The sequence below is a fragment of the Martinezella sp. CNPSo 3964 genome (assembly GCF_057784375.1).
Genome location: NZ_JBXSOW010000003.1, coordinates 286504 through 304880, shown reverse-complemented (window position 1 = coordinate 304880; position 18377 = coordinate 286504). Strand labels below are relative to the sequence as shown.

Below are 18377 nucleotides of genomic sequence, written 5' to 3'. Positions count from 1 at the left end.
AAGATGCTGGATTTCACTCCGCCACAGCGGCAGCCCCCTCGATAGGTCGCGGTCGCCGCATCAGAAGAGCCTGCATCGGCCGTTCGAAGAATTTGAGAAGCACCACCGAGATCCCGATCGTGCAAAGCGTGGCCAGCGCCAATATTCCCGTGGCAGCGGATAGGGAGAGCTGCTTGCCCAGCAATTTGACCGGAAGCTGAAACGTGTAGGGGTGAATGAGGTAGAGCGAGTAGGACGCGTCTCCCAGCAGAACCAGAATGGCCCATATTTTCCCGGACGGCATCCGCATGAGCAGGAAACCCGAAACGAACAGGACCGCAAACAGGCTTGAAGCGAAGAGGCTGGGGCCGGCGAGTGTCACGATGAAGAAGTAGGCTGCGCATGCCAAGAGAACGAGCACACTGGCGGCGACATTCGATCCGCCCCTGATGGCGCTGGAGGCCGAATACGCCTTATGAAGCATCATGCCGAGAATGAATTCGATCAATATCGGATTTGTATAGAAACGCCATTCGACAGATCCCTTCGGCCAAATCGCATGCAGCGCGATCAGGACGAGGATGGCGGCGGAGGCGAACCAACTTGCCTTGGCGCCGAAGATCAGGCAGGCGCCATAGATTATGTAGAAAAACACCTCGTAACAGAGCGTCCAGCCCAGGAAAAGGATTGGCTGTATGGCGCCTCCGCTTTTCTGATAAGGGATGAAAAGAAGAGACTTGATGACCGTGTCCACGGTCACAACAGTCGAATTGAGCAGGTTGGGCTTCACAAGCGCAATCAAGACGACCACCAGCGTCAGCAACCAGTAGAGTGGAACTATTCTCGCAACGCGCTTGCGTGCGAAATAGACAAGCCCGCGTCCCGGATCGGAGGAGTAGCTGATGATGAAGCCGCTGAGGACGAAGAAAATGTCGACGCCGACTGCGCCCATGTCGAAGTAATTGCGATCGACATGGTACTCGAGCACAAGAGTGCGCCCGAAATGAAAGAGAACGACAGAAAAGGCGGCCACAAACCGGAGAAACTGGAGAGAGTCCAATTGCTTCGAGTTTGGCCGCCGAGTGGAAAGCACCTGCTCGTTAACCATGACGGCCCCGATCCGCTTTGATTGCTTGTTCCAACAAATCCGCCATTGCCGCCTGGGTGCTGCGGCTTGGATGCCAATTGCATCCGAAATCCTTCGGTTTGACGCGTAAGTTCAGATAGCGAAGGCGACTTTCGCCTTTTGCGACGCTCGTCTGGACGACGGCCTTGATCGCGTTCTCGGCCGTATCGAAATCCTTCTGAGGCATCATCGGGCCGAGCGCGGCGTAGAGATACGCTTTTGGAAACTGATATCTGAGTCTGGAGAGAAGCTTGGCGTATTCCCCGCCGAAATCGCTGGGATTCTTGCCGTCCGAAAAGTCGTTCGTCCCCAGATTGATAACCACTGCGGAAACACGCTCGTCAGGAAGACCAGGCGCACCGCTTCTCGACAGCGTTCCATTGTCAATGACGTCAAGCATGGTTTTGGTGCCCTTGCGAGCACGCGAAAGGCCAATTCCCGAAACCGCGAGCGTCGTAAGCTCCATCCCGAGGCTACGCGCTGCGACAGCTGCATATGTCAGATATTGATTTTCAGTCCCGGGGGTGAATTTGCATCCGGGACCGACACCCTCGACGCCATAGCCAGCCGTGATGGAGTCTCCTATTGCCACCATCTCTTCGTCCGATGCTTCCGCCGGGAGGAACGACCCGTCGGTTTCGGCCGAAACGAATAGGGTATCGCCAATCCATCCTTCGGTGCGACGCGTCGCGCGAACAACGTGGGCGCCTTGCTGCAAACCATCGGCAAGCTGATATCCGTGCTGCCCCGCCTGCAGATCGAGGCGTTGGGGAACACCGTCTAGTTCGATCTCCAAGCTGTTTTGCCCGGCATCAACGAGGGTAACCGAGAGCGACGTGCCTTCGAAACGCAGCATAAAACCGCTGCCGGGCCAGCCAAAGGCAGCATCGCCGGCGGCAACGCGGCCGATCCATTTCGATGGCCGCTCGATCGTTTCCGCAGCAAAGATCGGTGGGGATGTACATAAAACCAGAAAGAGAGACGCAACCGCGACATCAAGCCTGATAGCCGGCCAAGGCCGCCAGCGCGCACCGATAGACAATTCGCCACCTCTTCGGCTGTGTCGGATCGATTCTTGTATTTTCGTTTTCTAATATAAATGCAATTTGATCGCCGGCGGTGTGTTGTGGCGAGCGGCCAGAACGCATTATTCGACGCACACGCCCTGCGCGAAGGATGACGCACGGGGACAATAATCAGATGACGAAATAGGGCAGCGTTTAGAATTGTCATCATGCGGCTCATGTCGCCGCCATCGGCGATCATTGGCGGCAGATGGAAGCGGCGGCTCTCTCAGCGGCGCAATTCCAATCTTTTGAGAAAAATATTCGCAATTGCCCATTTATCTCGCAGTTTTCTACGCTTTCGCGATGCAATTTTTCTGCGATGTATGCGACATTGAATGAAACCGCTCCAGAAACGGAAGAGAACGATGAACTGGTTGAAGACCGTTGCCGCCGCCGCCCTCGTGCAGGCTGCATTCCTGCTCCCCGCCCATGCCGGCGAAAACCTCAAGGCGATCCAGTCGGCCGGCGTATTCAAGGTCGGCACGGAAGGCACCTATGCGCCCTTCACCTATCATGACGAGAGCGGCAAGCTCACCGGCTTCGACGTCGAAATCGCCGAAGCGATCGCTTCCAAGCTCGGCGTCAAGGCGCAGTTCCTGGAAGGCAAATGGGACGGCCTGATCGCCGGTCTCGACGCCAACCGCTACGACACCGTCATCAACGAAGTCGGCATCACCGATGCCCGTAAGCAGAAGTACGACTTCTCCGATCCGTACATCGCGTCCAAGGCCGTGCTGATCGTCAAGGACAGCAACACCGACATCAAGGATTTCGCCGATCTCAAAGGCAAGAAGTCCGCGCAGTCGCTGACCAGCAACTTCGGCAAGATCGCGACGCAATCCGGCGCCGAACTCGTCGGCACCGACGGCTTCGACCAGTCGATCCAGCTCGTGCTGACCGGCCGCGCCGACGCCACGATCAACGACAGCCTCTCCTTCCTCGACTTCAAGAAGCACAAGCCCGACGCGCCGGTAAAGATCGTCGCCCAGCAGGCCAATGCCGATTTCTCCGCCGCCATCATCCGCAAGGGCGAGCCGGAGCTGCTCGCCGCCATCAACAAGGCGCTGGCCGATATCAAGGCCGACGGCACCTATGACAAGATCTCGAAGAAGTACTTCGGACAGGACGTTTCGAAGTAAGAAAGCATAGGCAGCGACATAAAACTGTGAAAAAGATGCGTCCGGGGTCACCTCCGGACGCATTCTCTTATCGAAAGGCTTCTCCGTGGAGCATTGGTTGCAACTGATGTGGGAGTCACTGAGCACGCTGCTTTGGGCAGGGCTCATCTTCACCATCCCGCTCACCTTGATTACCTTTGTCCTCGGCCTGCTGCTCGGTCTGCTTACCGCCGTCGTCAGATTGTTCGGCCCGGCGCCGCTGGTGGCCGTCGCCCGCTTCTATGTCTGGGTGATCCGCGGCACGCCGCTTCTGGTACAGCTCTTCGTCATCTTCTATGGCCTGCCGAGCCTCGGCATCCTGCTCGACGCCTTCCCGGCTGCCGTGATCGGCTTTACGCTCAGCGTCGGCGCCTATACGTCCGAAATTATCCGCGCGGTCATCTCCTCCGTGCCGAAGGGCCAATGGGAAGCCGCCTATTCGATCGGCATGAACTGGCGCCAGGCCATGAGCCGCACCATCCTGCCGCAGGCAGCGCGCGTCGCCGTGCCGCCGCTATCGAACACCTTCATCTCGCTGGTCAAGGACACCTCGCTTGCCGCCGCCATCACCGTGCCGGAGCTGTTCCAGGCCGCGCAGCGCATTGTCGCGACGACCTACGAGCCGCTGATCCTCTATATCGAGGCTGCCATCATCTATCTCGTCCTCAGCACCTTCCTGTCGACGCTGCAGGGTTACCTCGAACGCCGCTTCGCCCGCTCCGGCGGCACGCTGGAGGCACAGGCATGATCGAGCTTTCGCATATCGAAAAACGCTTCGGCGATAACGTCATCCTCAAAGATATCAGCATGATGATCCCCGAGGGAACGGTAACGGCGCTTGTTGGGCCTTCGGGCGGCGGCAAGAGCACACTCCTGCGATGCATCAACCTGCTCGAGATCCCGACTGCCGGAACGATCCGCATCGGCGGAGAGACAGCCACTTTCCAGCCGGGCAAGAAGCCGTCCTGGCAAGAAATTCAGAAGATCCGCCGCCAGACCGGCATGGTTTTTCAGAATTTCCAGCTCTTTCCGCATCAAACCGCGATCGGTAACGTCATGGAAGGTCTGACGACCGTGCTGCGCTGGCCGGCCGAAAAGGCCCGCGCCCGCGCCGTCGAGCTTTTGACCAAGGTCGGTATGGCCCACAAGATGGATGCCTGGCCTTCTACGCTCTCGGGCGGCCAGCAGCAGCGCGTCGCCATCGCCCGGGCGCTTGCCCCCTCGCCGCGCGTGCTGCTCTGCGACGAGCCGACCTCGGCGCTCGATCCGGAACTGGCGGCAGAAGTGGTCGACGTTCTCGGCAAGCTCGCCAATGAGGGCACGACCATGGTCATGGCGACGCATGACCTGCGCTTGGCGTCGAAGATTGCCAACAATGTAGTGTTCCTGGAAGCGGGCAGCATCGTCGAGACCGGCTCCTCGCGCAACCTCTTCTCCAACCCTTCGCAGGAGCGGACGAAGCAGTTCATCTCGACGCTGAATTCCGGGCTCAGCTACGACATCTAAGAGACTCGCACGGGCACACAGGTTTAGCCCGATGGATAAGCCACGCATTGACGCTGCGCAGCTTTGCGGTTAGCTCTAATGCCATGAACACGGCACTCGTTCTCGTGGTGGTAGGAAGGCGCATGGGCAGGATGGCGTAGCCATCCGGCGAAAGCACCCATGCGCGGTAAGCAGGCTCCTGGCGGGGCCTTTTTTATTGCCCGGAATCCGGGCGCACCTCGTCAGATCTTCCCCGACTTCCCAACCACACGACGGACAAGGCCATGACGCGCACCGAAAGCCGCATAGACCATTCATCCACACAGGCAATCGACGATCCAACGAAAAAAGGAGCCGCCGCACAACCGCGGCTGATGATCCTCATCCTGCTCTCGGCGCTTGCCGTGCTGCCAGTCAACATGATCCTACCGTCGCTGCCGAAGATTTCAGCGGCATTCCATGCCGATTTCGCCCTCGTAAACCTCTCGGTCGCAGGCTTTTCCATCGTCACCGCAACCTTGGAAGCCATCGGCGGCGCGATATCGGATCGTTTCGGCCGCAGGCCGGTCGTCCTGACGGCGCTGGCCATCTTCATCGTCGCGTCGATCGGCTGCGTTCTCGCTCCGAATATCGGCATCTTCCTGCTGTGCCGCATGATGCAGGCGTGCATCGGCCCCTGCTACTCCGTCGCCCTCGTCATCATCAAGGAAACATCCGACGATCGGGAGGCGGCGAGCAAGTTCGGCTACCTCGCCATGGGGTGGGCACTGGCACCCATGGTCGGTCCGCTGTTCGGCGGCTCGCTGGATGAGTTCTTCGGCTGGCGGGCAAGTTTTATCGTTCTTGCGATCCTCGGCATCGCCGCCTTCCTCCTCTCCATGCGAGAGTTAAGAGGGTCGAGAGCGCCCGCATCAGCTACGAGTAAGAACTATCTCGCCTCCTATGCGCTGCTTCTGCGTTCGGCACGCTTTTGGGCCTATACGCTCTGCATGGCCTGCTCGATGGGCGTGCTTTACATCTTCCTCGGCGGAGCGCCACTCACGATAGGCGATGCGCTCGGCGGCTCGAGCGCCAGGCTCGGCTTCTACATGGGCCTGGTTCCCGCCGGCTTCATTCTCGGCAGCTATCTGGCTGGCCGCTACGGCGCAAGAATCCCCCTCGGCATCATCCTCGTCATCGCCCGGCTCCTCACTTGCATCGGCCTGTCGGTTGGCCTCACCCTGTCGCTGTCGGGCTTCGCGCAGGTTCTGGCGCTGTTCGGCCCTTGTATCTTCGTCGGTATCGGCAACGGCCTGACCATGCCGGCTGCGAACAGCGGCGCCATGTCGGTCAGATCGGATATGGTCGGGACGGCCGCCGGGCTTGCCGCCGCCATGCGGATTGCTGGCGGCGCGCTCATCGGGTCGATCGGCGGCTTGTTCATCGCGCAATCGGCAACGATCCACACCCTGTTCGCCCTCATGCTGATATCCGCAGTGCTTGCGCTGCTGGCCGCGATCTGGGCAGCCTCGATCGGGAAACGGAGGTAATTGCGGCTTATCCGATATTCTTGCTCATATGGACAAGGAATCCGTCTTCCAGCGGCTCCTCGCGATCGATCGTATAGCCATACTTGAGATAAAGCTGCACATTCTCGGCAAAGCGTTTGTTGGTGTAGAGCCGGATATCTTTCAGGCCGAGCGTAGCTGCGACATGCTCGGCATGATCCAGCAACTTCCTGCCGATGCCCCGCCCCTGATGGCGCGGCGATACGGCGATGTTCTCGATCAACAGGTGACCCTCTCCTGGCACCATCTCGATCAAGGCTACAAGCTCACCATCGGCCTCCACGAGATCGATGCGATGCTTGCGCACGGCTTCGGCATAATCAGCCACCATCGGCAAAGGTTCGCGGCCAATGACAGGCACCCATTTGCCATAGGCTTCGCGTGTCAAAGCCCGCACGGCATCGACATCGGCATCTGTCGCTGCCCGCAAGGAAATCGCTGCCGTCACTCCTCCGCCTCCGATAGCACCTGAACTTCTTTTGCGCCGTCTTCGTCGAACTGCGCAAGCCGGTCGATTTCCCAGCCGGCACCAATCTCACGCCGGCAGAATCCTGTAGCCCTTCGGCTCCCGCTGCACACGTCCAAAGCCGGTGATGTGGCCGCCGGCGACGACCCAGCCTTCGTGGGCGGCATCCTCTAGAGCGGCGTGGCGGGTTCTAACCGCCTGCTCAGGATCGAGATCATAGACCAGGCCGATCTTCGGATCGCCGGGCTGCAGATCTCCCAGATGCAGGGCATCTCCCCAAATCAGGAGAGAATCGTCGTCACCATGCAGCAGATAGCCGGCGTGGCCGGGCGTATGGCCTGGCAGAGGATGCGCCTCTATGCCGGGCAACACTTCGCCTTCCCCGATCCGCTTTATGCGCGATCCGTAGACGCGCTGCAGCTGTTCAGCCACCTTGAAACCACCGCGCCGCGCCTCCGGCATCGCCTCGCGGGCGACGGGATCGGTGAAAAAGGCGATATCGCGGTCCGATACGAAGATGTCGGCATGAGGGAAATACGGCTTGTCTCCATCGAACAAGCCAAGAGCGTGATCACCATGGATATGTGTGAGCAAGACGCTCTGGATTTTCTCCGGCGAAACGCCTGCCTCGTACAATGCCGAGCGCGCATGGCCGTATTTCGGTCCCCAGGACGTGCCTGTCCCGGCATCGACGAGAACGGCGCCGGCGGGTCCGCGCAGGAGGAAGCAATTCACATCCACCTGCAGCGTCGGCTTGCCCCAGGTTGCGATCGCCTGCTGCCTTGCAGCTTCGCCATCGGCATGGATCAACACATCAGCCGGTGCTTCGAAGAGCCCGTCGAGCAGAAGGGTAACCTCATATTGCCCGATATGCAGGGAATGACCACTCATGGCTGCGCCTCCGCCCGAAAACTGCACAAAAAGGGCCGGGTCGGAGCCGGCCCCTTTCGTATCTTTATGGACGCTCAGGCGCCATAAACGACAAGCAGATCCTTGGCGTCGATCTGGTCGCCGGCGCGCACCAGCACCTCGGAGATCGTGCCGTCCTTTTCGGCGTGCAGCGCCGTCTCCATCTTCATGGCTTCGATGGAAACAAGCACATCGCCGGCCTTGATTGCCTGGCCGGGCGAAACGAAGACCGTGGAGATGACACCCGGCATCGGCGCGCCGACATGAGCGGCATTGCCGGTCTCGGCCTTGCGGCGGATAGCGCTGCCGGAAGCACCATGGGCACGATCCGGCACCTTGATGCGGCGCGGCTGGCCGTTGAGCTCGAAGAACACCGTCACCATGCCCTTTTCGTCAGTCGCCGTCATCGCCTGGTTGACGATGACGAGCGTTTTGCCCCTCTCGATCTCGGCAAACAGCTCATCGCCTTCCTTGAGACCATAGAAGTAAGCCGGCGTCTGCAGCACCGAGACCGGGCCATAGGTGTCGGCCGCCAGGGCATAGTCGGTGAAGACCTTCGGATACATCAGGTAGGAGGCGAATTCGAAATCGTCGACCTTGCGCTCCAGCTTGGTCTCGATGACCTTGCGCTCCGCATCGAGATCGGCTTCGGCAAGCAGCGAACCCGGTCGGACGGTGTAGGGCTTGTCGCCCTTCAGCGCCTTCTTCTGCAGCGCTTCCGGCCATCCCGACGGCGGCTGGCCGAGATCGCCCTTCAGCATGGAGACGACCGAATCCGGGAAAGCGATGTCCCTGGCCGGGTTCTCGACATCGGTAACGGTCAGGTCCTGGCTTACCATCATCAGGGCCATGTCGCCGACCACCTTGGAGGACGGCGTCACCTTGACGATATCGCCGAACATCTGGTTGGCATCGGCATAGGCCTGCGCCACCTGGTGCCAGCGGGTTTCCAGGCCAAGCGAGCGGGCCTGCTCCTTGAGGTTGGTGAACTGACCGCCCGGCATTTCATGCAGATAGACTTCCGAGGCCGGTCCCTTGAGGTCGCTTTCGAAGGCGGCGTACTGGTGGCGAACGGCCTCCCAGTAGAAGGAGATGCGGCGGATCCATTCGGGGTCGAGGCCCGGATCGCGCTCGGAGCCCTTGAGGGCTTCGACGATCGAGCCAAGGCAGGGCTGTGAGGTATTGCCGGAGAGCGCGTCCATCGCCGCATCGACGGCATCGACGCCGGCGTCGACAGCGGCAAGCACCGTCGCAGCTGCAATGCCAGACGTGTCATGCGTGTGGAAGTGGATCGGCAGGCCGGTCGCCTCGCGCAGCGCCTTGAACAGCACCTTGGCCGCAGCCGGCTTCAGCAAGCCCGCCATGTCCTTCAGCGCGATGATATGGGCGCCGGCCTTTTCCAGCTCGACGGCGAGATCCGTATAATACTTCAGATCGTATTTCGGGCGGGCGGAGTTGAGGATATCGCCCGTGTAGCAGATCGCCGCCTCGCAGAGCTTGTTCTCCTCGGCCACGGCATCCATCGACACGCGCATGTTCTCGACCCAGTTCAAGCAGTCGAAGACGCGGAAGAGATCGACGCCGCCTTTAGCCGCCTGGCGGACGAAATACTTCACGACGTTGTCGGGATAGTTGGTGTAGCCGACGCCGTTGGCGCCGCGCAAAAGCATCTGCAGTAGCAGGTTCGGTGCACCCTCGCGGATCAGCGCCAGACGTTCCCATGGATCTTCCGTCAGGAAGCGCATGGAAACGTCGAAGGTGGCGCCACCCCAGCACTCCAGCGACAGAAGCTGCGGCAGGGCGCGGGCATAGGTGCCGGCGATGCTCGCGATATCGTAGGTACGCATGCGGGTGGCAAGCAGCGATTGATGGCCGTCGCGCATCGTCGTGTCGGTCATCAGCACGCGCTTTTCGCCGCGCATCCATTCGGCAAACTTCTGCGGGCCGAGCTTGTCGAGCAGCTGCTTGGTGCCATCGGGAACATTGCTGTCGATATAGGGTAGCACCGGCTGGGCAACCTTCGGCGACGGTGCAGGACGGCCGCGTGTTTCCGGATGGCCGTTGACCGTAACGTCGGCGAGATAGGTCAGAAGCTTGGTGGCACGATCCTGGCGCTTGACCTGCTGGAACAGCTCCGGCGTGGAATCGATGAAGCGCGTCGTGTAGCTGTTGTCGCGGAATTTCTCGTGCGTGATGATCGCTTCGAGGAAGGTGAGGTTTGTCGCGACGCCACGGATGCGGAATTCGCGCAGTGCCCGGTACATGCGGGCGATCGCTTCCTGCGGGTTCGGCGCCCAGGCTGTCACCTTCACCAGCAGCGGATCGTAGTAGCGGGTGATGATCGCACCGGTATAGGACGTGCCGCCGTCAAGGCGAATGCCGAAACCGGACGCCGAGCGATAGGCGGTGATGCGACCGTAGTCCGGGATGAAGTTATGTTCCGGGTCTTCCGTCGTCACGCGGCACTGCAGCGCATGGCCGTTGAGGCGGATGTCTTCTTGGCGTGGAACGCCCGATTCCGGTGTGCCGATGGCGAAGCCGTCGAGAATATGGATCTGCGCCTTGACGATATCGATGCCGGTGACGACTTCGGTCACCGTGTGCTCGACCTGGATGCGCGGATTGACTTCGATGAAATAGAATTTGCCGGTATCCGCATCCATCAGATACTCGACGGTGCCTGCGCCGACGTAATTCGTGGCTTCGGCGATCTTCAGCGAATAGGCCGCCAGCTCCTGGCGCTGCGCATCGGTGAGATAAGGTGCCGGCGCACGCTCGACGACCTTCTGGTTACGGCGCTGAACCGAACAGTCGCGCTCGAACAGATGTACGACATTGCCATGCGTATCGCCAAGAATCTGGCTTTCGACATGGCGGGCGCGCTCGACGAGCTTTTCGAGATAGACCTCGTCCTTGCCGAAGGCGGCCTTCGCCTCACGCTTGGCTTCCGTCACTTCCTTGGCGAGATCGGCCTCGGAGCGAATGACGCGCATGCCGCGACCGCCGCCGCCCCAGGAGGCCTTGAGCATGACCGGATAGCCGATCGCGGCCGCCATCTTGGCGACTTCCTTCATATCGTCAGGCAACGGATCGGTTGCCGGCACGACGGGCACGCCGACCGAGATTGCGAGATTGCGCGCCGCGACCTTGTTGCCGAGCTGACGCATCGTGTCGGCGCGCGGGCCGATGAAGATGATGCCGGCGGCATCGCAGGCATCGACGAATTCGGGGCTTTCCGACAGTAGGCCGTAGCCCGGGTGAATGGCATCGGCACCGGAAAGCTTGGCGACGCGGATGATCTCCTCGATCGACAGATAGCTCTCGATCGGCCCGAGATCGCGGGCAAGATGCGGGCCGCGGCCGACCTGATAGCTCTCGTCCGCCTTGAAACGATGCAGCGCGAGTTTGTCTTCCTCGGCCCAGATGGCCACCGTTTTTATGCCAAGCTCGTTGGCGGCGCGGAATACGCGGATGGCGATTTCGGAACGGTTGGCAACCAGGATCTTGGAAATGGGCAATGCTGTCTCCTCACGGCATCGAAACGGGCAATGCTGCACCCGCGAAGAGAATTCTTAACTTCTTGTCACGGGAAGTTCAATTTCTCCTGCGACATCCGACATCAAAATAGTTGCCATTACGGAATAAGTCCGTTTCTGAAAGCGATGGCAACGATGTGCTGCCGATTTCTGGCCTTCAGTTTGTCCTGGATGCTGTTCATGTACCAGTCGACGGTGTGATTGGAGATCGTCAGCAGCCGGCTGATCTCAATCGACGTCATGCCGTCGGCCAGATGGTTGAGCACTTCCATCTCGCGTTTGGTCAGTTTCAGCTCGACCTTTCCCTGCGCCTCGAGCGATTGCGCTTCCTCGCGTAGCTCCAGAAGCCGCCAGAAGGCCTTTCTGGCAACGGCATCGAAGAGCGAAAGCTCCGTTGGAGAGAGATCGACCGCCTCACCGCCGATCGTCACGCTGCCGAGCAGACCGCTTCGTCCGTGAATCGGAAAAATATAGCCATCGACAAGCCCGTTGGCACGGGCATCCGCCATCATCTGCTCCATCCGGCGCCGGAGCGGATCCGATTTCTGCGCAGCCACGGCATCGCTCCAGCGGAAGGGGCGCTGTGCCTGGGTGGCATAGCGCGCGACCGGATCGACCAGCATATATCTCTTGCGGACATAGGTCAGCGGCCATTGATCGGGCCAGCGGCCTGCCAGGATGAAATTGGCAACATCGACATTTGGTCGCGTCTGCTTCAATACGCCATAGAAATCGAACTTATAGGAGCGGAGCACGAGCTCGAGTTCGGCCACGACATCCTTGGTACGCTTGCATTCTTCGATGACGACAAGCAATTGTATTAGCGAATGGATATTCACATTTACCCCTTGGCCTCGCAGCCTGAATTATCGGCGGACGAGCATTGCCGCCCTGCTCGCTGGCCCCATAGCGCGCTTAATCGCCGGCAACATACTCATGCCGGCGCGAAATTGAACGCCTTTAGCGATTTTTTTACCATTCAACCCTGAATGGCCGCCTTCGGCGTGACTTAATAGTAACGGATGATGCCGCGGCAGGGTCGCCCCCAAACTGTCACATTTCTGCGGCGGCCGATAGCACCTCGCTGCGACTGCACGCGCTACGCGAGAAATTCCCTTGAAAAAACAGCTGCAGATTCCGTTAATCGCCGGTTCAGGTACCGATCTGTAGTGTCGCAACATTCCGAGTTTTGCTGATGCACAGAGGGTGCCTGACGTGTCACTGTTCAAAGTCTATGCAAGAGCCCTGAAGTATCTTGGCGCGTATCGATACCGCGTTTGGATGGTCGTGATCGCAAATATCGCGCTTGCGATGACCACCATCTACGAACCGGTTCTGTTCGGCCGCATCTTCGACGCCATTGCCAAGAAAGAGGCTGTCACGCCTACGATGATATTGTGGGCTGGCTTTGCCGTCTTCAGTGCGGTCGCCTTCATCGTGGTGTCCCGCGAGGCTGACCGCCTTGCGCATGGCCGCCGCGCCTCCCTGCTCACCGAAGCATTCGGCCGCATCATCTCGATGCCGCTCTCCTGGCATAGCCAGCGTGGCACGGCAAGCGCGCTGAACACGCTGCTGCGCGCCTGCGAAGCGCTGTTCGGCCTGTGGCTCGAATTCATGCGCAACCATCTGTCGACCGCCGTCGCGCTCGTCATCATGGTCCCGACCGCCATGGCCATGGACCTGCGCCTGTCCGCTGTCCTCGTCCTGCTCGGCGTCTTCTACTGGATCATCGGCCGCCTGGTCATGAGCCGCACGAAGGATGGCCAGACCTCGGTCGAAAGCCACTACAACACGGTTTTCTCGCATGTCAGCGACTCGATCAGCAACGTGTCTGTGCTGCACAGCTACAACCGCATCGAAGCTGAAACCAAAGCGCTGAAGTCGTTCACCGAGCGTCTGCTGGCGGCCCAGTATCCGGTCCTCGACTGGTGGGCGCTTGCCGGTGCGCTGAACCGCACGGCCTCGACCGTCGCCATGATGGCGATCCTGATGATCGGCACCGTCCTCGTACAGGATGGCAGCCTGAGCCTCGGCGCTCTCATCACCTTCATCGCTTTCGCCAACGTGCTGATCGGCCGTCTGGAACAGCTGCGCAACTTCGCCAACCAGATTTTCGAGGCTCGCGCCAAGCTCGTGGACTTCTACACGCTGGAAGATTCGGTCCGTGACCGCGAAGAACCGGCCGGCCTTGCCGAAATCAAGGACGTCAAGGGCGAAGTGGAGTTCCGCGACGTATCCTTCGGCTTCGCCAACTCGTCGCAGGGCCTGCACGACATCTCCTTCACGGTGAAGGCTGGCCAGACCGTCGCCATCGTCGGCCCGACCGGCGCCGGCAAGACGACGCTCGTCAACCTGCTGCAGCGCGTCTTCGACCCGCAGAAGGGGCAGATCCTCGTCGACGGTCACGACATCACCAAGGTGACCCGCAAGTCGCTGCGCCGCTTCATCGCCACCGTCTTCCAGGATGCCGGTCTGCTGAACCGCTCGATCAGCGACAACATCCGCCTTGGTCGCGAAGGCGCGACGCAAGAGGAAATGATCCGTGCCGCCCAGGCTGCTGCCGCCAACGACTTCATCGAAACCCGCGAAGGCGGCTACGATACCCGCGTCGGCGAGCGTGGCAACAAGCTCTCGGGTGGTGAACGCCAGCGTATCGCCATCGCTCGCGCCATCCTCAAGGATGCGCCGATCCTCGTGCTCGACGAAGCGACCAGCGCGCTCGACGTCGAAACCGAAAACCGGGTCAAGACGGCGATCGACAACCTGCGCCAGAACCGCACGACCTTCATTATTGCGCACCGCCTGTCGACGGTCCGCGAGGCCGACATGGTCCTCTTCCTGGACAACGGCCGCATCATCGAGAACGGCAGCTTCAACGAGCTCAGCCAGAGCAACGGTCGCTTCGCCGCTCTCCTGCGCGCCAGCGGCATCCTGACGGACGAGGAAGTCCGCAAGGCACACGCAACGGAAAACGAAGCCGCCTGATCTTCGCAAGGGGCCCAAGATCGAAGCCGGGAGAGCGATGCTCTCCCGGCTTTTTGCTGCCTAGAGCGCGTCCATTTTACTCGGGGGCATATCTGCACGCCGTGAAGTGGTGGGCGCATTCTTAGGTTTGAAAAGCACAACGATCTCGCCGACTGTTTCCCATAGTGCTTTGACGGTGCGCTTTGCTATGGCTCGGAGGAGCGCTTTGAGCTTGGAGAAGGCCTTTTTAATGGGCTTGGAATCCGGGCCACAGGGCGGGAGGTGGAGTAACTGGCAACGGCCACCTTTTGGCAGTTGGCAATTCTGATGAAATTATTCAACCCACTTTAATGGGTTGAATAAATAAAAAATATGCGTTAATTGATCCATTGAAAGGGTCATTACATGCGCCTGACGCTTGAAACCCATTTTAATCGTGAGTGGCATCACGCTGCGACTCTAGAGCTAAAGGGCGACGACACCGGCTTTCAGGGCGCGTCCATCGTCGATTACGACCTCGACTACTTTGTTACAATAGCATCGGCGGAATTCGCAGCCGGAAAGACAGTTCACGACCATCGCGCCTTGTCGGTCCGTTATCCCGTAGATCTCGAAAGTCGATATAGCGGTAGCTGGCCGCCCTTCCTCTTGGATCTTATGCCCCAGGGACATGCGAGGCGAAAGCTTGCCGAACACCTCGGGCTCGCGGAAGGCTCTCGCGCTTCCGATCTCCCGCTGCTTCTGCGATCAGCTACAGGTGGCATTGGCAACATCCGCATCAAGGAAGCGGCTGAAGCCGAAACAGAAAGATTGCGAGGTGTTGAGCGTCAAGGCGTTACAGAAGCGGAGATTCTTGAGCGCTCAGATCGCTTCATGGAAGTCGCTGATCGCTTTGGAATGCTCGCCTCTGGCTCAAGCGGCCTGCAAGGTGAATGGCCGAAGGTCTCGATGACCAAGGCGAAAGATGGGCTCTACTATCCTGACAGTTTCGTGACAGATGATGAGGCCGTGCGCCATGTGATCGTCAAGTTGGTACGCAGCAAGGAGCCCATAGACCGCCTAATTCTCGAAGGCGAAGCCCTCTACTCACGGATCGCCCAAGGGATCGGTCTGAACGTCAGCGAACCCTCGACTTACGCCGAAGGCGTCTTGATCATTCCCCGTTTCGATCGGAGGAAGATGGAAGGCGGGGGAACAATCCGACTGGGCCAGGAAAGCCTAGTGTCAGCGGTTGGAGTCGCCGATTTCGGCCATGTCGGCACGCATGAGGTCTATATCGAAGTTCTGCGTCAATATTCAGCTGATCCCTTCTTGGACATCGTCGAATACCTGAAGCGCGACATCGCTAACCTGGCGCTCGGCAATCCCGACAATCACGGCCGGAATTCAGCACTCAGCAAGCATCACGACGGCACGATCCGCCTGTCTCCGCTCTTTGACTTCGCTCCTATGCGGCTCGCCAAGGAGGGGATTGTCCGTTCCACCCGATGGGCCATGATGCGCGACAGTGGTCGCGACCATCTTCCGAATTGGAAACGCATTTGCACTGAGCTGATGCCCGTTCCTGCCGAACAGGAACTCCTAACGGCTTCGATCTATGCATTTGCACAACGTCTACAGCACGCACCAGAACTGGCGAAGCGCATGGGAGCATCTTCAGAAGTGTTAGAGCGTGCAATGGGGCGCTGTAAGGAAATCGCGGATAACGTTGTGGCGGCATGCCAGTGATGCCAGTGATGCCAGAGGAATGCTAAATGGCTCGATGGAAGAAGCCCACGAAGGAAGAAATTCTTGAAAACAGACGAAAGCTGGCGGAGCGAGCTCGACACGGGGATCTTAGGTTGCCGGATGCTGTGATGGAGATACGAAAAGGATTCGGAATGACCCAGGAGGAATTCGCCAAGACCCTGTCACTTACAAGGCGCCAAGTTGCCGAGATTGAATCAGGTATGGCAAACCCCACACTGGAAACCTTAGAAAAGATTGGTCGATTGTTTGGGTTCGCAATCGGCTTTGTTCCTAAAAACAGTTGAACCAAGCAGGTAGTTCGCGGGTCAGGCTTACGTTCTCATCGAACATTTTGGGAAACTGGGATGGCCCACGGAACATAACACAAGTGTTGCGGGAAAGGGCTGAGGAAAACCAAGTATAGCGCAACGAATCAAATCTCAATTGACCTATAAGGTTCAGTGCATTGAAAACATGGAATTCCTTCGGCTCCCCACATTGAGACCACGGTGCTCCTATCATCGTGGCAGCTGCCTTGGATTTACCTGTGAGCAGAAAGTTCACGGCAATACTGCGCCGACCTAATGGATCGAGTACGGAGACAATTGCCTATGAAGACTGGCCTCTCCGTCAAACGCCAGCGGTCCATGACGTTGAGGGTTTTCTCTTGGTGGGTCTCGAAAAAACGACATCTCAGACGGAAGCTGGGTTGAAAGCACGATAGATGGAACGGCTTCGATCCGCTAACGAATGGAATACTCGGTAGTTCAAGCAGCTGATTGCCCGACATGCTCTCCGAAGCCGAGAATTCGGAGCTGGTGGCAGTCGCTAATTCCAGGAGTTTCCGGTGTTCGTCTCGCATATGCGATAGCCCCTGCCCCTGGCGGGGGTAAGGGTCAGGGTGGAGGGCCTGTTCCTGCACGAGCTTACGCCGGTCAAATACAGACCAACCAAAAAAGAAAGACCCGGCGGGAAAACCAGGCCTTTCCGTTTTCTGATCGGAGGTCAATACGGACGAATACCGACTGGAGTTAGGGTCGGCACCCGACCGGCATCGGATCAGAACTTGCACCCGAAACTAAGCAGGCCCGTCCAGTTGTCAGTGCCGATTCCGCGAGTTGGGCCGCCGCACCGTCAGCGACGGCGACAAAATCGATAGGCCAAACCGCGCAAGCACGCGGCGCGGCAGAAGCTTTCAATGACGCTTTCCGAAATGCGCAGGCATTGCGATCGTTGCCGCAGGCGTCTTCGCCGCGCGCTGACCGGCAAGCTGAAGCCGCTTGTGCTCGAGATGATAGGCATAGAGGAACTGCACGGCGATGCCGAAGACGACATAGATCGCACCGACGATCGGGCTCTTGTTGGCTACGTAAAGAAGGACCTGACCGGCCATGGCGAGGATGGTGCCGGCAACGAAGATGTTCAGCGAATGCCGCCCGAGGATCGTCAACGGGTGGCTTGCCGAACGGCGCAGCATTGCGGAAATGGCGGGGATGCTGACGATCAGATAGGCGAGCGCCAGAACATGCAGCAGCCGCGGCAGCGACAGGAAAGTCTTGTCGAAGCCGGTGACGACAGTCGGCAGGCCAAGCATGGCAAGGTAATCGCCGAGTATCCAGAGCTTGTCGGTCACCCAGATGAAGGACAGGAGCACATAGGCGAAGGCCAGCGCGATCAAAACCGGATGGGCGGGGATCTGCCCGCCCCGCTTGACATGCATGCTGGCGACGAAGCCGATGACGAACAGCAGCTGCCAGGATAACGGATTGAGGAACCAGAAGCCGTCAAGCAGCGTTGTATGCGGCGCGATGTAATAGATGCCGGACACCAGCCAGACACCGACCGAAATTGCAAGCAGAAGCAGGGGATTCCTTGCCTCGAGCAGCATGATCAGGGGCAGCATCAGGAACAGAGCGCCGTACATGGGCAGAATGTTGTTGTAGCCGATCTGATGCCCGAGCGTCAGCAATGCTGGTACGCCGCGCGCCGGGTCCATCAGCAAGGCAAGGATATTCACCTCGCAGAGCAGGCCCTTCTGGTGGAAAATCCACGCGCCGGAAATGAAGAGCACCAACGTCATGAAAGTCGTGATCATATGCGCGGTATAAAGCGTGAAGGCGCGCCTGACCGCCTTCCAAGCCATCTTCAGCCGATTGCCCGGAAGAAATTTCGTTCCGTAAGCCAGGCCGACGGAAATGCCGGAGATCAGCACGAAAGCCTCGGCGCCGTCGGAAAAGCCGAAATTCTTCGAGGTCAAGTCCTCGAAGATCTGCCCCGGTACATGGTTGATAAAGATCATGATCAGAGCCAAGGCTCTGAGAACATCCAGTCGGGTGTCCCTCTGGGAGGCCGGTTTCGGCAAACTCACGCGTTGTGCCGCAACCGGGCTCATATCCGCCCTCGAATTCATAAA

The 18377-nt window shown here is 59.3% G+C and carries 14 protein-coding genes and 1 pseudogene; 7 read left to right on the top strand and 8 right to left on the bottom strand.

The annotated features are described in order from the left end of the window. Window positions 1-13 precede the first annotated feature (13 nt). Complete coding sequence (locus tag AC13Q5_RS11905; RefSeq protein ID WP_488501794.1) at window positions 14-1087, bottom strand: acyltransferase family protein; 1074 nt, start codon at window positions 1085-1087, stop codon at window positions 14-16. Further along, the gene (locus AC13Q5_RS11900) at window positions 1080-2147 is read right to left on the bottom strand and encodes an SGNH/GDSL hydrolase family protein (protein ID WP_488501793.1); all 1068 of its coding nucleotides are present in this window, start codon (window positions 2145-2147) and stop codon (window positions 1080-1082) included. Before AC13Q5_RS11900 ends, AC13Q5_RS11905 begins: the two co-directional genes overlap by 8 nt. A 390-nt stretch (window positions 2148-2537) precedes the next feature. On the opposite strand from AC13Q5_RS11900, the gene AC13Q5_RS11895 reads away from it, so the two are divergent. From AC13Q5_RS11895 to AC13Q5_RS11880, 4 genes are all read left to right on the top strand, one after another. Continuing rightward, complete coding sequence (locus AC13Q5_RS11895) at window positions 2538-3311, top strand: amino acid ABC transporter substrate-binding protein (protein ID WP_075853462.1); 774 nt, start codon at window positions 2538-2540, stop codon at window positions 3309-3311. Window positions 3312-3396: 85 nt separating this feature from the next. Then, window positions 3397-4077 carry an amino acid ABC transporter permease gene (locus tag AC13Q5_RS11890; RefSeq protein ID WP_075853461.1) on the top strand — a complete coding sequence of 227 codons (681 nt, stop codon included), beginning with the start codon at window positions 3397-3399 and terminating at the stop codon, window positions 4075-4077. Continuing rightward, window positions 4074-4835, top strand: a complete 762-nt coding sequence (locus AC13Q5_RS11885) for an amino acid ABC transporter ATP-binding protein (protein ID WP_488501792.1) — start codon at window positions 4074-4076, stop codon at window positions 4833-4835. Before AC13Q5_RS11890 ends, AC13Q5_RS11885 begins: the two co-directional genes overlap by 4 nt. Window positions 4836-5098: 263 nt before the next feature. Next, the gene (locus tag AC13Q5_RS11880) at window positions 5099-6343 is read left to right on the top strand and encodes a multidrug effflux MFS transporter (protein ID WP_488501791.1); all 1245 of its coding nucleotides are present in this window, start codon (window positions 5099-5101) and stop codon (window positions 6341-6343) included. Window positions 6344-6350: 7 nt separating this feature from the next. On the opposite strand, the gene AC13Q5_RS11875 is transcribed toward AC13Q5_RS11880, so the two are convergent. The 4 genes from AC13Q5_RS11875 to AC13Q5_RS11860 form a co-directional block, all read right to left on the bottom strand. Next, entirely contained in the window at window positions 6351-6809 is a 459-nt protein-coding gene (locus AC13Q5_RS11875) for a GNAT family N-acetyltransferase (protein WP_488501790.1), read from the bottom strand. 87 nt (window positions 6810-6896) lie between these two features. Then, entirely contained in the window at window positions 6897-7718 is an 822-nt protein-coding gene (aidB, locus tag AC13Q5_RS11870) for an AidB family quorum-quenching N-acyl homoserine lactonase (protein WP_488501789.1), read from the bottom strand. A 74-nt stretch (window positions 7719-7792) separates the two neighbouring features. Further along, window positions 7793-11254, bottom strand: coding sequence for a pyruvate carboxylase (gene pyc / locus AC13Q5_RS11865; protein WP_457878333.1), 3462 nt, complete (start codon window positions 11252-11254; stop codon window positions 7793-7795). Window positions 11255-11370: 116 nt separating this feature from the next. Beyond that, on the bottom strand, window positions 11371-12111 hold the full coding sequence (locus tag AC13Q5_RS11860) for a helix-turn-helix transcriptional regulator (protein WP_488501788.1): 741 nt from the start codon (window positions 12109-12111) through the stop codon (window positions 11371-11373). Window positions 12112-12487: 376 nt separating this feature from the next. Between AC13Q5_RS11860 and AC13Q5_RS11855 the strand changes: the two genes are divergently transcribed. After that, window positions 12488-14257 (top strand): glucan ABC transporter ATP-binding protein/ permease, encoded by a 1770-nt coding sequence (locus AC13Q5_RS11855; RefSeq protein ID WP_075853802.1) that lies wholly within the window; start codon window positions 12488-12490, stop codon window positions 14255-14257. Between the two features lie 76 nt (window positions 14258-14333). On the opposite strand, the pseudogene AC13Q5_RS11850 reads toward AC13Q5_RS11855, so the two are convergent. After that, window positions 14334-14533, bottom strand: a pseudogene (locus AC13Q5_RS11850) (IS630 family transposase); the annotation flags it as partial. A gap of 108 nt (window positions 14534-14641) precedes the next feature. Between AC13Q5_RS11850 and AC13Q5_RS11845 the strand changes: the two are divergent. Together AC13Q5_RS11845 and AC13Q5_RS11840 are read left to right on the top strand one after the other, a co-directional pair. After that, window positions 14642-15964 (top strand): type II toxin-antitoxin system HipA family toxin, encoded by a 1323-nt coding sequence (locus tag AC13Q5_RS11845; protein WP_488501787.1) that lies wholly within the window; start codon window positions 14642-14644, stop codon window positions 15962-15964. 26 nt (window positions 15965-15990) lie between these two features. After that, window positions 15991-16269 carry a helix-turn-helix transcriptional regulator gene (locus AC13Q5_RS11840; protein WP_488501786.1) on the top strand — a complete coding sequence of 93 codons (279 nt, stop codon included), beginning with the start codon at window positions 15991-15993 and terminating at the stop codon, window positions 16267-16269. 890 nt (window positions 16270-17159) lie between these two features. On the opposite strand, the gene AC13Q5_RS11835 is transcribed toward AC13Q5_RS11840, so the two are convergent. Next, complete coding sequence (locus AC13Q5_RS11835; RefSeq protein WP_488501785.1) at window positions 17160-18374, bottom strand: OpgC family protein; 1215 nt, start codon at window positions 18372-18374, stop codon at window positions 17160-17162. Window positions 18375-18377: the final 3 nt, after the last annotated feature.

Bases quoted from the DNA above. Each gene is read 5' to 3' on its own strand.
- AC13Q5_RS11880 (WP_488501791.1), top strand. From the start codon at position 5,099: ATGACGCGCACCGAAAGCCGCATAGACCATTCATCCACACAGGCAATC.
- AC13Q5_RS11895 (WP_075853462.1), top strand. From the start codon at position 2,538: ATGAACTGGTTGAAGACCGTTGCCGCCGCCGCCCTCGTGCAGGCTGCA.
- AC13Q5_RS11885 (WP_488501792.1), top strand. From the start codon at position 4,074: ATGATCGAGCTTTCGCATATCGAAAAACGCTTCGGCGATAACGTCATC.
- AC13Q5_RS11905 (WP_488501794.1), bottom strand. From the start codon at position 1,087: ATGGTTAACGAGCAGGTGCTTTCCACTCGGCGGCCAAACTCGAAGCAA.
- AC13Q5_RS11835 (WP_488501785.1), bottom strand. From the start codon at position 18,374: ATGAATTCGAGGGCGGATATGAGCCCGGTTGCGGCACAACGCGTGAGT.
- AC13Q5_RS11845 (WP_488501787.1), top strand. From the start codon at position 14,642: ATGCGCCTGACGCTTGAAACCCATTTTAATCGTGAGTGGCATCACGCT.
- aidB (WP_488501789.1), bottom strand. From the start codon at position 7,718: ATGAGTGGTCATTCCCTGCATATCGGGCAATATGAGGTTACCCTTCTG.
- AC13Q5_RS11840 (WP_488501786.1), top strand. From the start codon at position 15,991: ATGGCTCGATGGAAGAAGCCCACGAAGGAAGAAATTCTTGAAAACAGA.